Below are 13591 nucleotides of genomic sequence, written 5' to 3' on the forward strand. Positions count from 1 at the left end.
CCAGCTATGATTGTTCGGTTTTTCATTTAGTTAACCACCTTTGTCCCTGCCTCTTACAAAATTTTTGATTTTATAATCTCAGTTGCACAAAATTAAATTAGTCTTACTTTACATACCGATCTTGCATTAAGCTATTCAACGTAGAGACTTCCTGTAATAGCTCCTCTCCAACATTGGTTTCTAAAACTTTCTTTCTTTCGAGCTCTTCATCGACTAATCTCTTCACAGACAGAACATCCGTTCCGTTCAATAGTACCTCTTCTTTTGAATTGAAATGTTTATGGGCAACTAACTGCATTCCAAATGAATTGTATAATAACGTGTAACCAGCAATACCGGTTGTTGATTGATAAGCTTTAGAAAATCCACCGTCAATAACAATCATTTTTCCGTTTGCCTTAATTGGGTTTTCTCCATCAATTTCTTTGACTGGTGTATGACCATTGATAATATGACCTTGATCTGGATTAAGATCAAACTCACTTAAAATTTGACGACAAATCTCCTCATTTTCACGTAAATAGTAGTAAGGATTTTTCACTTCTTTATGAGCTTTTTTATCCTTAATGAAATACCGTTCAAATGTTGTCATCTCCTTTTTACCAAAGAGCGAGGAATACTCACCCGTCCATAAATACCACGCGATGTCTGTAGCAAGATCATCAGTTTCTTCTGGGTGTGCAAATGCATATCGTAGATGCTGTTCAAAGACATCAAGCAATTCACGCCCAGCGTAGGTTTTATTTTCAATAATCATTTGATCCATATTTCCTTGTTCGTCTAAAGGGATACATCCATGAATAAGTAGGTTTCCGTTATATCTCAAGTAAAGGCTACCCTTTTTCATTAAAAAATTCATATGTCTAGCTAGTTTCTCGGAGTGCTGGACGGAAAATAACAGTTTATCAATTACCTGTCTTTCCTCTTCCAGCAATTGATCAGGCTGCTTGGGATTAATTGTTCCAAAGCAAGTATCTTCAAGTGGATAAGTAATGCCATGAAGTGTAATTTCGTTTTTATCATAATCGACCTTCTCGAGCATAAGCCTATTTGACATCGTAAAGTTAGGTCGCCTTTTAATAATAGGCATTTCGAGCTTAAATTGAATGATTGCAATAGCTTGATGAATTTTTGTGATTTGTAATTGTTCTTGCTCGGTAAGTTGCTTGTCGGAATGGCGCTTTGGTCTAAATGCTGGGTTGTCCTCATAATACTTCTCAGCAAGATTAAGAAGTGGTCTTAGGTTGATCCCATAGACGTCTTCAATGATGTCCAAATTATCGTATCTAGCACAAATACGGATGATATTGGCTAAACAAACCTTTGATCCAGCAAATGCACCTATCCATAATACATCATGATTTCCCCATTGGATATCTACAGAGTGATAGTTTATTAATGTATCCATAATTTTATCGGGCTCGGGTCCCCGATCATAAATATCTCCAACAACATGAAGATGATCCACAACCAACCTTTGAACGGTATAAGCAAGTCCAGTAATTAATTTGTCAGCTTGTCCAAGTGCGATAATTTGTTGAACAATTTTTGCGTAGTACTGTTTTTTATTGCTATATTCGTCTGTCTTGTACAATAATTCTTCAATGATATAAACAAATTGCTCTGGTAGGGCTTTGCGTAATTTAGATCGTGTATATTTTGAAGATACATATGGTAGCAGCTTGATCAAATTCGTAATCATTTTTGTGTACCATTCTTGCAATTCTTGTTTATTATTAGCATTATTCTTAATTATCTGTAATTTCTCTTCAGGATAATACACTAATGTCGCAAATTCGCTAATATCATCGGCAGTTAATTCATCGACAAAGATATCTCTTATTTTCTCTCTCACTTTACCTGATCCGTTTCGTAATACATGCTGGAATGCTTGATACTCTCCATGTAAATCACTGACAAAATGCTCCGTTCCCTTTGGTAGATCGAGGATAGCTTCAAGGTTAATAATTTCTGTTACTACTTTTTCCTCACTATCATAGCGTTCGGCTAGTAGATCTAAAAATTTAGTGTTCAAGATACATTGAATCCCCTTTCAAATAACATTTAAATGAGTTGAATGTACTTTATCATACGATCTATTATAGCAAATTATTTATTTCTAATCGGGTGTACCTGCAATAAATCCGGACTATTTTAATAGGTTACTATATGCTTATCTTCGACTAAACAAAGCATTTACTACAAAAATTGCATTGTGTGATAGTGTATATGTAAAAAAACGATCTCAATCAAGTAGGAGCGTTGCCCTTTTGCTGCAACGCTCATTTACTCTCAAGCTAACTTGTCGTTTTACTATTGATCTAAAATCAATTTATTAACAGCACTGAACAGGGCTTTAATCGATGAAGTCATAATATCGACGTCTATTCCACATCCCCAGTATATGGTACCAGATTCGTTTGTAATACCGACATAGGAAACTGCCTTCGAGTCGGAACCAGTTCCCAACGCATGTTCCTTATAAAGTAAATTTGAATAGCTAATATTCAATTGACTTTGAATGACCTGGCTAATCGCATCTAGTCGTCCATTACCTATGCCGGTAAACTCATGAATGACTCCATCCTTTTTCACTTCAATCATCGTTTCAAATTGCTCGCCACTTTTGAATGAATAATCAATGAACTGAATTGGTTTATTTAGGTTGATATATTCCTGCTCAAAAATTGTATATATTTCAGCAGAACCTAGCTCCTTATGCAAATGATCGGAAATTGATTTCACTCTATAGCCAAAGCTCTCCCGCATTTGAATAGGCAGATCAAGACCATAAGTTTGTTCTAGGATATACGCAATGCCACCTTTACCTGACTGACTATTAATCCTAATAATATCTCCTTCATACTCTCGACCAATATCGGTTGGGTCGATTAAAAGATATGGTACATTCCAATATGGTTCAGCATTGTCCTCTCTCCATTTAATCCCTTTTGCAATCGCGTCTTGATGAGAGCCAGAAAATGCAGTGAAGACCAACTCGCCGCCGTATGGATGTCGTTCTGGTACTTTCATTTTTGTGATTCGTTCGTACACCTTTAAAACGTCTGGAATTCGTTCGAAATTCAGCTCTGGATCAATGCCGTGTGAATATAAATTCAAGGCAAGTGTCACAATATCAACATTTCCAGTCCGCTCCCCATTGCCAAATAACGTCCCTTCCACTCGGTCAGCTCCTGCTAACATCCCAAGTTCAGCATCAGCAACACCAGTCCCTCTGTCATTATGAGGGTGAATAGACAAAATGACATGCTCCCTATACTTTAAATGCTCACTCATATACTCAATTTGGCTTGCATAGACGTGTGGCATCGAAAGCGAGACCGTTGCAGGGAGGTTAATGATCACTTCATTATCTACTCCTGGTTTCCAAACATCTAGGACCTGATTACAGATATCAAGTGCAAAATCAATTTCTGTTCCTGTAAAGCTTTCTGGTGAATATTGAAAGGTGAAGTCACCTTCTGTTTCCGCTGCACAGCTAGTTAATAATTCCGCTCCAGAAACCGCAATCTGAATAATCTCTTCTTTTGATTTCTTGAACACTTGTTCTCTTTGTGCAACAGAAGTCGAATTATACAAATGAACCACTGCTTTACGGACACCCTGTAACGCATCAAACGTTTTCCGAATAATATGCTCTCTCGATTGAGTTAACACTTGTACTGTGACGTCTGCAGGTATTAAATCTTGTTCAATCAATGTTCGTAAAAAGGTAAATTCAGTCTCTGAAGCAGCTGGAAAGCCAACTTCAATTTCTTTAAAGCCTAGGTCAACTAATAACTGAAAGTACTCAAGCTTTTCTGCTAAGTTCATTGGTACAATCAAAGCCTGATTGCCATCCCTTAAATCAACACTACACCATTTTGGTGCCTTTGTTACATATTCCTTCTCCATCCATTTCATGCTAGTCTTAGGTGGCATGAAATAGCTTCTAGCATATTTGTTATAGTTTTTCATTATGTTCATACTCCCCTTTATCTAATATAAATAAAAAAAGCCCATCATCTCTTAAGAGACGACAGGCTTGAACCTTCGTGGTACCACTCTTGTTGATTTGTTTATCCTAAAACAAATCCACTCTAAACCGATTACGGGGTTAATCGTTAAGGCCTGTGATAGCCTTACCACTCACGGATGAGTTGGGGAGTCTATAGACTGTCTCTCACCAAAACGACAGCTCTCTGAACAATAGAGGATCCTTAATACTTCCGATCATTGTGTTTATTGAAATATTTGAATTTTCCTTATATTAAATCGGTTATGAGTTACTGTCAAGGGTATTTCAAAAAAAGACAAATAGCAAGATGGTCACTACGTAAAGAAGATGCATAGTTCTTTATTACTGATGGTTAATTAATTGATGTATTTTAATACTAATTTGATTATAATTTTCTAGATGATCTTTTATTGAAAGGAAGGAAGATATGTACACATTTGGTAGAGTTGTAATGAAAGCATTTCTACTCATTTTTGGTGGAGGCATCAAAGTATTGCAGCGGGATCGATTACCCAACATACATAACGGATACATTGTGGTTTGTACACATAGGACATGGATTGATGTAGTAGCACTTGGTATTGCGATGAAACCGACTTCGTTATATTATATGGCAAAAAAAGAGTTGTTCCAAACGAAGCTAACTAATTGGTTATTCTCATCATTGCATGCATTCCCTGTCGATAGAAAGAATCCTGGGCCGAGCACATTGAAAATACCTCAACGTCTAATAAAGCAAGGAAAGGTCGTCGGAATTTTTCCAAGTGGTACGAGATCAACAGAAAATGTAGGTTTAAAAAGAGGTGCTTTTGTAATAGCAAAACGTGCTGGAGTCCCTATTATCCCAGCTGCTTATAAGGGACCTAATTCACTGTTTGGAATTTTCAAGAGAGAGAAAATCAAGGTCATCTTTGGAGATCCAATCGATCTTAGCGACTACGATGCAAAAGAAGACTCGGAAATTGCTTTACAAAAAATACAAACAATCTTTTCTCAACTTGAAAAAGAGCTAAATTAGTCAAGCTTCCTCAATCATTTTATCAAAAATCCTGTCGACACTATTGCATAAAACAATAATGTAGACAGGATTAGCCCTCTTACTTGTTAATTATGCGTTGAATGAAAATCTACTCCATGTGAATATGAGTGTTCAAACAGGTTATTTCCCGACATGAATTGCGGTTTCACTAATAATATAACTAAGACGTAACCTGGCTAACCACTTTTCTGAACTACTTTGATTTCCGATGATTCCATTAATTGCTTCGTGATATTCTAAACCTTCGACAGCAGTGTAGCCTATATTGAGTTTAGCGATTCTATGAATAATCATAGCCCATTCGGCATCTGTCATCTTTTCTTTTGAATATGTATTAATATATGTCGCTGCTCTCCTTGTAAACATACAGGATCCAGCGGTTACGTCAACTTTTTGACCTAGCTCCATCGAAACAATTTTGTTTGTAATTGTCTCTGTCTCAATCCATTCTATAGGATGTGTTTGCATCGCACGTTCTGTACGTCCTAGAATAAGATAATCTTCATCATGTTTAGTTGATACTGTCCTCTTTAATTCTTCTAAGTAATTCTCTCCCCAGGTCAACAGTCTATCAAAGTCACAGTAATGGAAAAACTCACTTTCTCCACCAAGTCCGAATTTTACCACTTCTCGTCTCGCCTCTGCTGCTCCTTTTTTGGGTATGATCTTCACATTGAAGTTGCTATTTTTCAGTTCTTTTATGTATTCAATTGAGGATTTGTCGCTAATAGCAATGAAAACCTCCCCGTAAATATGTTCAATTTCCTTTTTCAATTGATTCATTAATTTAAGATTTTTTGCGTTAGGGTCATGGGTAACCGTTAATAGTGCGACGTTAGTCAAGTTTTATCATCTCTCTCTGAAAAGTAGATTACAAAATATACTATAGAATGACCGCCATATTAATTCAAGAAAGCAGAGTGTGATCTGCTTTCCTGGATTAATGATAAAAATTACTTTTTCTCATTTGAAGTGCCAGGAATAACACAGCCTTCAGGACTACAAACTAAATCCTTATTTAATAAAGCTTCCTCCGTCTTTTCCTTTTCTAGCTGTTTTTGTTGCCATTCAATGTCAATCGTTGGTGAAAATTTCTCAGGATGCCGGATGTACCATCTCTGCTTCCTGATTAAGAAATTATCTGCATTAAGTAATAAAGCTTCATCCAATTCTTTTAAAGCTTCTTCAATTTTATCATTATTGTAATACTCCATTCCCAACTTGAACTTGGTCTGTGAAAGCTGCTTTTCAAGTGCATTAGTTGGATTGGACGGGTTAAAATAGTGATCATCTAATTCTACTTTTTCAACTTCGTTAAAAAGTAATGTTCTAACAGCTTCTATATGATCTGTATTAGAAACTTGAAAGCCTTGTTTAATTAAGCGAATGACACCTGCTTTGTCAATGAAAATACCATTCGGGACAATATTGAAGTTAAACAAATTGGCAAGCTTATTTTCAGGATCAACAACAGTTGTAAAGGAAAGATCTTCAGAATATGGCTTCGCTACATCAGCACCTTGAATATCAACAGAAACGGATAAAATTTCAAAATCTTTATGTTTATATTTTTCATAAAATTCCTGCCACCCTGGCAGTTGATCTCTACAACGTCACCAAGAAGCCCACATAAATAGTAGCGTGTTTTTTCCTTGATAATCATTAATTGAGACTTCTTTTCCATCTAAATCAAAAAGTTGAACAGTTGGCATCTTTTGTAATAACACTGTATCCCTCCTTTTTAGCTTTAGTTTACTTTATACAGTTATTTTAAACCAATCATCTGCTTCCATTCCATCGACTAGTACCATGTAATCATAATAAAGAATGCATGAGGCCTTAACAATAGACAACAATAAGAAGTAATAGAGAACGAAAGGAGAATCGATTATGACTTTACTTGAACTTTCAATTAGAGTCTTACTTGCTTTTGTAGTCTTATTAACTTTGACTAAAATAATGGGAAGAAAAGAACTATCCCAGATGACGTATTTCAATTATGTATCAGGAATTACAATTGGTGCAATTGCAGGTGTATTAGTTATTGATTCAAACGTCAGTATCAGAAATGGTGTATTTGCACTGGTTGCTTGGACTTCTGTAACAATCTTGCTTGGGTTTATTGATATTGGATCAAAAAAAGCACGCAATATGATTGAAGGTGAGCCGAAAATCTTGATTAAAAAGGGTCAAATTATGGAACAGGAGCTACGGAAAGTACGTCTCGACATTGATGCATTAAATGCCTTACTAAGACAAAAAGATGTTTTCGCTATTTCTGAAGTTGATTATGCTATTTTTGAGACAGATGGCAATCTTTCTGTCCTTAAAAAAGAAACTGAAAATAATGGATTTCCCAAACAGGAAATGTCAAAGCATGCTCCACCTATAGCCACTGCTGTAATTTCAGATGGAGTAATTCAAGAGGAAAACTTATCTAAATTAAATATTGATCACGCTTGGGTAAATGAACAATTACATCAAGCTGGAATTTCTAAAATCGAAGACGTGTTTTATGCTGAATTACAAAAAGATGGTAGCTTATATATCGACCAAAAACATGATGTAATTCACTAAGTGGCTTACTGGAAAACAGTTAGTGAGTATTCTAATTCAGGGGAAATGAATTCCTAGCTTAGGACAACGTTAGTTTTTCATCTGTTTTCTTAACTATTCTCCAAATGAAAAGCTAAGTCATCTGCCTCTTAAACCAGTGACTTAGCTTTAATTTATATTATTTATATGAGGACTATTTTCTCTTCACATTTCTAATGATAATCTTACTCTCAGGCAAACTTGGTATTTCATTCATACTAAATTGTAATTCTTGCTCTGGTAGCTCATATCTCATTTTATTGACAAGATTATCTAAACTAACCTTCATGATATCAATCGTAATCCATTCTCCTGCACATCTATGTCCAATATCATATTCTCCTCCACCCTGTGGGATAAAATCAAATGGACTTTTGTCCCATTGTATAAAACGATCAGGCTCAAAACGATCGGGATTTTCCCAATCATCTGGATGGTGATTTGTGCCATATAAATCCAGTAGTGTCAACGTGCCTTTCTCGAATTCATATCCGCCCCAAGTGAAATCGTCTTTGACACGTGCTGCGGTAAACGGGAAAAAAGGATAATATCTTCGCACCTCTTGTACAAAGCGTTTAAGATGTTCCTGATCCCCTGTTTTTAGCTTTTCAACTTCCTCTGGATAATGATGAATAGCAAGTGCAGTAAAACAAATGTAGACTGAAATCGCAACAATTGGCCGTAGTAAATTAATAAGTTCAACTGCTACAATTTTCTCATCTACTAACTCACCATTTGTATCGCGGTGCCACGAAAATTTATAAAGAGCTCGATCTTGTTCGGGTTGTATTGCTCCTGTCCTAACCTTTTTTACAAGGACCTCTACCCTATCTTCTATTTTGGACCTGGCCATTCGGCCTTTCCAGTGGCTTGGACCAAGTGCAGCGGCGGTTTCAAACATAAGACCAAGTTCTTTTGACCAATCATCTATATCTTCACCTATCGGAATCCCTGTCCATTTGCTAGCAACGAGTGCTAGAATTTTCTTTGATTCATCGTATAGGACAATAGTGTCATCCCTTAGCCCCCAACTAGTAATTGCCTTTCTCCATTCTTCCTCTGTTAATTCCGATATTTCTTGAAGTGATTCTTTCGTCATTAATGACATGAACATACCTTTTCTTTCTCGATGAGCGTCTCCATCTAAGCCTTGAACGCCACCTTGACCAAATAATGTCTTCTCGATTCGTTTTGGTGCCGCTCCAACTCTTGTAAACTTGTCATTATCATAAAATAACTTTGCGGTTTCTTTTCCTGTTAAACAAATCGTCTTCTCCGCGAGTAGCTTAGTTTCAAAGACATTCGAATGAAACATGTGACTTCTGTTTAGAATAAACTGATAGCCTTCCTGTAATAACTTTAGACTATGATCAAAACCCTCTTCTATTGGCATAGTATGTTTGTTATTCATTATCATCTAGTCCTCCGTATTAACAATCATTTCAATACTTACTATTATTCCCAACTACTTGCGATAAGAAACCACTGTTTATCCTATATGAATAACATGCCGTTTCTTGTAAACTTATTATCTATGGGATATAATTACGTAAATTGTAAACTAAGGTGGAAAAAGCCATGAATCGACAAGTACCTATCAATCTTTCATGTACTGATGCGCTAAATAGCATAGGAGAAAATATCATCATTGCTGATAAGGAGTTCAAAATTAGCTGGATGAACATTGAAGCGATAAAAACACTTTCAGTTGTAGCTCCATTTTATAATTTGGAAAACGCTGAGAAAATGATTGGCTTAAATATGGATTTTTTCCATAAGAGACCCGGACATCAACAACAAATTATGAAACATTTAAGTGAGAGTCACAGAGCGAGAATTAATATAAAAGGTGTACTGGATGCCGATATCGTTATTACCCCGATAAAGTGTGAACAGAATCCCCAGGATATCGAAGGATATATGGTTATGCTAATGGATATCACTTCACAAGCAGAAGAACAAAAGAAGAGAGAACAGCTGATTAGAGAGCTATCTGTTCCTATTTTAAATATATGGGATAAGACAATCGCATTGACACTTATAGGACAGTTAGATGTAGATCGCGGTGAAATGGTTATAGCAACCGTCTTAGAGGAATGTGTCTCAAAGGGGATTGAATTTGTCATTTTAAGTCTTGCAGGAATCAATAGTTTTGATGACAGTATTAGAGCGAACCTTCAAAAACTATACGACTGTTTGAAATTAATCGGTGTCCAATGTATCATAGTTGGTATTAAACCAAAGCTAGCATTAAATATTATTGAGCTGAACAATAGTCTCACTTTTAGAGATGCAAATTCTGCGTTGAAATACATAATGAAACACCAAAATATGAAACTAGCTCAAATTTAATTTTGATGATCAACTAAATCTTCTTTTACTACAGAAATCCACCAATATAATGGTGGGTTTGTTTTATCTTTTTAATGTATTCGTTTCTAAAAAAATAGAAAAACTATACGGATACATAACAAGATTTTGGTGTACTGGCTCTACTTAACAATCTAATACCCACACCCCTAACCTAACTAAGCATGCTCCCAAACATCGCAAAAAAATTATTTATGAAAATTATGCTTACATAATAATTTTAATTGAAATGGTGAGTTTTTTCGTGTAAATTAGTCAAGTATGTTTAATAGGAGGTATCATCATGAGTCAAACTCAAACAAATCAACGTGTTCAAATTGTTACGGCAGACCCTTCTGCTATCGGTCTCTTTGGGCTAGCTATGGTCACTTTAGTCGCATCCTCTGCAAAGCTAGGTTGGACAGATGGAGTTTCATTCGTTCTTCCATGGGCCATTTTCTTAGGAGGGATTGCACAACTTTTTGCAGCAGTGCAAGATGCCAAGCATAATAATACATTTGGGACGACAGCTTTCGGAGCATTTGGATTATTTTGGTTAGGTGTTGGAACAACTTGGCTAATTAATTATGGGGTTTTCGGTGAAGCTGCGGCTGCGGCTGCGGATCCAAACCAGTTAGGTGTAGCCTATATTGGGTATTTAATCTTTAGTTTATTTATGACAATCGGTGCGATGGAAACACATAAAGTCCTATTTATTATTTTTGTCCTCATCGACTTCTTGTTTATTGGACTAGCTCTTTCAACCTTAGGAATCATGCCCGAATTCATGCATCAACTAGCAGCAGTATCTGAATTATTAATTGCTATTTTTAGTTTCTACGGTTCGGCAGCTAGTGTTTTAAATAACCATTTCGGGAAAGTAACGATACCAGTAGGAAAGCCTTTCGGGATTTTTAAATAAAGTTACTTTACAAAAGGAAAGGATAGACAAGAACTTCATCTTGTCTATCCTTTTTTGAAATTATTTTTTCTTTACAGTGATACTTCCATTGTCTGTAGTAAGTTTAATTAGATGGTCACCGTTTCCTATCACCTTGTTTTTCGATGTATCTCCTAATAAATCAACTTCTCCATTATCTACATCGATTAAAAAGGTTGTATTAGTTGGTTCATTCTCTGTCTCAATCACAATCTCACCGTTATTTGTTTCAAATTCAATAGACCGATCTAAATCAGTAGTAAATAACGAAACACTACCGTTATTTGTTCTACCAAAAATCTCCCCTTCAATATCGCTCAAATTAATTTCTCCATTTTTAGTGGAAGTACTGACAGATTCACTAGCACTAATATTGTCTAACTCAATTGATCCATTATCTGCTTCAACATTCAAGACTGAGCTATTAATGTTTGTTAATTCAATCTCTCCATTGTTTGTCTTAGTTGAAAAATCGATTGCTTTGAAATCATTCACTGAAATTCGTCCATTATTGTTATTGATTTCGATTAATTGATATTCTTTTTCTGGGACATGTATTTTTAAAGCTTGATTCATTGTAAAGAAATTAAAGTTAAATAATTTTTTGTTGATATTCTCTACTGTAACAATAAGTGAACCCTCCTTAACCTCACTAGATATTAAGTAGTCTGAAGGATTTCCGGTGAATTCTACTTTTGTAACATCATTTGTCGGAAGGAGTTCTACCTCCGCGTTATCTGAATCAATCTTTATAGAAGAATATTCTTCGTTTTCTATAATAGTCTCCTCTGTTGTCGTTAACGCCATACTTGATTTATAGGTTGCAGCACTTCCTACAATTCCAATGATAACTAATAAAGAAGCTAATATTAAAATAATTCCTGTTCTTTTACTCATGATTTCAGACCTCCTTTAACAAGTTTTACGTTAAATTTCAAATAGCGAACAAAGCCTTTACTTAATAACTGAGTAATTTTGATCATCGCAATGATGAGAAACAATCCAATTCCACAAAATCCAATTGTTATGAATAATTCAAAAAGTTCAAATGTATTTGGATAAATAAGTACATTTACTAAAAGCAGTATTGGTGAAGAAGTTAAGGCAATTCCAGATATCCAACCCGCTAAGACGATGGCAACTAAAGCGATAAATGGTCCAATGACAATAATAAGGTTAAAAAAGCTTAAACCAATAATGGCCCAGACAGCTCTTAGGATATTACCTATGGTTGCAGATGTTTGCATTTTATCTAAATGGTAGGTCGCAATCATATCCCGTGCAATCGTTTGAGGTGAGCCGAGTGAAGCGGATATCTCTTCTTCTGGTTTCCCCTGTTCCTTACCAATAGCAAAATGCTCCTCAAAATCTAAGATAATATCTTGTCGTTCTTCAACAGACAATTGTGTTAAAGACGATTCTAACTGAGTTAGAAATTGATTTTTAGTCATTGTCTACACCTTCCTTTATAATTTGATTAACTCCATTTGTGAATTCATGCCACTCTTTCATCAATTGATGCAAAAAAGCTCTCCCGTCGTGAGTAAGTTTATAATACTTACGTGAAGGACCTTCTGTTGATTCTTTTAAATACGTTGTAAAATAACCTTCCTTTGACAATCGTCTTAGCAATGGGTAGACCGAACCTTCTGAAATGGCAATTTGTTCGGATATTTTTTGAACAAGCTCATAGCCATAACGATCTTGTTTATCTAGAAGGACGAGAACACATAACTCGAGTACCCCTTTTTTAAACTGGACATTCACTATTTAGTCACCCCACATCCCTTTATTAACTAGTACTATACATTGAACAGTACTGACCTTGATCTAAGAGTACCACTTACTACTGTTCATAGCAAGGTACTGTTTTAAAATTAGGTCATAAAATACCAAAAAAGATAGGTTATCTAAGAAATGACTACCTATCTTTATCATTTATTTTAAAAAAAAGTGTAATTCAGTAATAGATTCGTTATCTAAAATGTATTCATTTTATCAAAAGGGTAAAAGCGGAAGAAAACTTCCCCAATTACATGGTCATCTGGAATCGGACCAATTGTTCTACTGTCAGTACTACCATTTCTGTTATCACCCATTACGTATATATGTCCTTCAGGAATAGTAATGGTTTCAAATGGAAATTCCATCTCCTCGTCTACATATTTTTCATTTAATTCAGTCCCATTTCTGAAAACTTTTCCATTCTTAAATTCTAATTTATCTCCAGCTTTTCCAATAACTCGTTTAATCCATAAATTTTCTTGATCTGAGTTACCTAGAAGCTTATAAATAATTGGATTATCTAAAAAGTTGTCCTGTATAGTTCTTTCTCTACTTATTCGACTATCAATTATTACCACATCGTTATATTCTGGCATTTGACCTAAAAGATAGCTAGATTTAAAAATCATGACTCTGTCACCTGTTAGGTCTTCTTCGGAGCTATCTCCACCGAAAAATGTAGGTTCCATTGAACTCCCACTAACGGTAAAAGGTTGAATAATAAAGGCGCTCACAATAATTGCAACGAGCAAAGCGACTAAAATTGATTTAGTCCAACTAAATATTTCTTGTAAAAATTTCTGAATAGGCATGGAGAACAACATTCCTTTCTAAATTGATTGATTAATGACCATTCTTCATTATT

Annotated in this window: 14 protein-coding genes and 1 other annotated feature; of the genes, 4 read left to right on the top strand and 10 right to left on the bottom strand. The window is 35.4% G+C overall.

Annotation, left to right across the window (positions count from 1 at the left end; all coding sequences use genetic code 11):
- Positions 1 to 103 precede the first annotated feature (103 nt).
- A complete protein-coding gene (locus tag J7W16_RS06135) occupies positions 104 to 2035 on the bottom strand; it encodes a fructose-1,6-bisphosphatase (RefSeq protein WP_210596390.1) in 1932 nt (643 codons plus the stop codon).
- 278 nt (positions 2036 to 2313) lie between these two features.
- Positions 2314 to 3978: a 2-isopropylmalate synthase gene (locus J7W16_RS06140; protein ID WP_210596391.1), complete on the bottom strand. Its 1665-nt coding sequence runs from the start codon at positions 3976 to 3978 to the stop codon at positions 2314 to 2316.
- A gap of 51 nt (positions 3979 to 4029) precedes the next feature.
- Positions 4030 to 4246: a binding site (T-box leader), on the bottom strand.
- A 199-nt stretch (positions 4247 to 4445) separates the two neighbouring features.
- Between J7W16_RS06140 and J7W16_RS06145 the strand changes: the two genes are divergently transcribed.
- Positions 4446 to 5036: a lysophospholipid acyltransferase family protein gene (locus J7W16_RS06145; RefSeq protein WP_210596392.1), complete on the top strand. Its 591-nt coding sequence runs from the start codon at positions 4446 to 4448 to the stop codon at positions 5034 to 5036.
- Between the two features lie 141 nt (positions 5037 to 5177).
- Here the strand turns inward: J7W16_RS06145 and J7W16_RS06150 are convergent, their stop codons facing one another.
- The 3 genes from J7W16_RS06150 to J7W16_RS22260 form a co-directional block, all read right to left on the bottom strand.
- Positions 5178 to 5900, bottom strand: coding sequence for a hypothetical protein (locus tag J7W16_RS06150; protein ID WP_210596393.1), 723 nt, complete (start codon positions 5898 to 5900; stop codon positions 5178 to 5180).
- Positions 5901 to 6010: 110 nt separating this feature from the next.
- Positions 6011 to 6655, bottom strand: a complete 645-nt coding sequence (locus tag J7W16_RS06155) for a TlpA disulfide reductase family protein (protein WP_210596655.1) — start codon at positions 6653 to 6655, stop codon at positions 6011 to 6013.
- 15 nt (positions 6656 to 6670) lie between these two features.
- Positions 6671 to 6784: a TlpA family protein disulfide reductase gene (locus J7W16_RS22260; RefSeq protein ID WP_210596394.1), complete on the bottom strand. Its 114-nt coding sequence runs from the start codon at positions 6782 to 6784 to the stop codon at positions 6671 to 6673.
- 163 nt (positions 6785 to 6947) lie between these two features.
- Between J7W16_RS22260 and J7W16_RS06165 the strand changes: the two genes are divergently transcribed.
- Positions 6948 to 7634: a YetF domain-containing protein gene (locus J7W16_RS06165; RefSeq protein ID WP_210596395.1), complete on the top strand. Its 687-nt coding sequence runs from the start codon at positions 6948 to 6950 to the stop codon at positions 7632 to 7634.
- A 172-nt stretch (positions 7635 to 7806) separates the two neighbouring features.
- On the opposite strand, the gene J7W16_RS06170 is transcribed toward J7W16_RS06165, so the two are convergent.
- Positions 7807 to 9063, bottom strand: a complete 1257-nt coding sequence (locus J7W16_RS06170; RefSeq protein WP_210596396.1) for a CYP152 family fatty-acid peroxygenase CypC — start codon at positions 9061 to 9063, stop codon at positions 7807 to 7809.
- A 167-nt stretch (positions 9064 to 9230) separates the two neighbouring features.
- Between J7W16_RS06170 and J7W16_RS06175 the strand changes: the two genes are divergently transcribed.
- Both J7W16_RS06175 and J7W16_RS06180 read left to right on the top strand, forming a co-directional pair.
- Positions 9231 to 10004, top strand: coding sequence for an STAS domain-containing protein (locus tag J7W16_RS06175; RefSeq protein ID WP_210596397.1), 774 nt, complete (start codon positions 9231 to 9233; stop codon positions 10002 to 10004).
- Positions 10005 to 10305: 301 nt separating this feature from the next.
- Positions 10306 to 10923, top strand: a complete 618-nt coding sequence (locus J7W16_RS06180) for an acetate uptake transporter (RefSeq protein ID WP_210596398.1) — start codon at positions 10306 to 10308, stop codon at positions 10921 to 10923.
- A gap of 60 nt (positions 10924 to 10983) precedes the next feature.
- On the opposite strand, the gene J7W16_RS06185 is transcribed toward J7W16_RS06180, so the two are convergent.
- The 4 genes from J7W16_RS06185 to lepB form a co-directional block, all read right to left on the bottom strand.
- Positions 10984 to 11838, bottom strand: coding sequence for a DUF4097 family beta strand repeat-containing protein (locus tag J7W16_RS06185; protein ID WP_210596399.1), 855 nt, complete (start codon positions 11836 to 11838; stop codon positions 10984 to 10986).
- Positions 11835 to 12392, bottom strand: a complete 558-nt coding sequence (locus J7W16_RS06190) for an HAAS signaling domain-containing protein (protein WP_210596400.1) — start codon at positions 12390 to 12392, stop codon at positions 11835 to 11837. Before J7W16_RS06190 ends, J7W16_RS06185 begins: the two co-directional genes overlap by 4 nt.
- Positions 12385 to 12708 (bottom strand): PadR family transcriptional regulator, encoded by a 324-nt coding sequence (locus J7W16_RS06195; protein WP_210596401.1) that lies wholly within the window; start codon positions 12706 to 12708, stop codon positions 12385 to 12387. The genes J7W16_RS06190 and J7W16_RS06195 overlap by 8 nt, the downstream gene beginning before the upstream one ends.
- A 212-nt stretch (positions 12709 to 12920) precedes the next feature.
- On the bottom strand, positions 12921 to 13538 hold the full coding sequence (gene lepB / locus J7W16_RS06200) for a signal peptidase I (RefSeq protein ID WP_210596402.1): 618 nt from the start codon (positions 13536 to 13538) through the stop codon (positions 12921 to 12923).
- Positions 13539 to 13591 lie beyond the last annotated feature (53 nt).

The sequence above is a fragment of the Halalkalibacter suaedae genome (assembly GCF_017939705.1).
Classification (GTDB): domain Bacteria; phylum Bacillota; class Bacilli; order Bacillales; family Bacillaceae_D; genus Halalkalibacter; species Halalkalibacter suaedae.

Coding starts and splice junctions, on each gene's coding strand:
- J7W16_RS06140 (WP_210596391.1), bottom strand. CDS start 3,978: ATGAAAAACTATAACAAATATGCTAGAAGCTATTTCATGCCACCTAAG.
- J7W16_RS06145 (WP_210596392.1), top strand. CDS start 4,446: ATGTACACATTTGGTAGAGTTGTAATGAAAGCATTTCTACTCATTTTT.
- J7W16_RS06165 (WP_210596395.1), top strand. CDS start 6,948: ATGACTTTACTTGAACTTTCAATTAGAGTCTTACTTGCTTTTGTAGTC.
- J7W16_RS06170 (WP_210596396.1), bottom strand. CDS start 9,063: ATGAATAACAAACATACTATGCCAATAGAAGAGGGTTTTGATCATAGT.
- J7W16_RS06175 (WP_210596397.1), top strand. CDS start 9,231: ATGAATCGACAAGTACCTATCAATCTTTCATGTACTGATGCGCTAAAT.
- J7W16_RS06180 (WP_210596398.1), top strand. CDS start 10,306: ATGAGTCAAACTCAAACAAATCAACGTGTTCAAATTGTTACGGCAGAC.
- J7W16_RS06185 (WP_210596399.1), bottom strand. CDS start 11,838: ATGAGTAAAAGAACAGGAATTATTTTAATATTAGCTTCTTTATTAGTT.
- J7W16_RS06190 (WP_210596400.1), bottom strand. CDS start 12,392: ATGACTAAAAATCAATTTCTAACTCAGTTAGAATCGTCTTTAACACAA.
- lepB (WP_210596402.1), bottom strand. CDS start 13,538: ATGCCTATTCAGAAATTTTTACAAGAAATATTTAGTTGGACTAAATCA.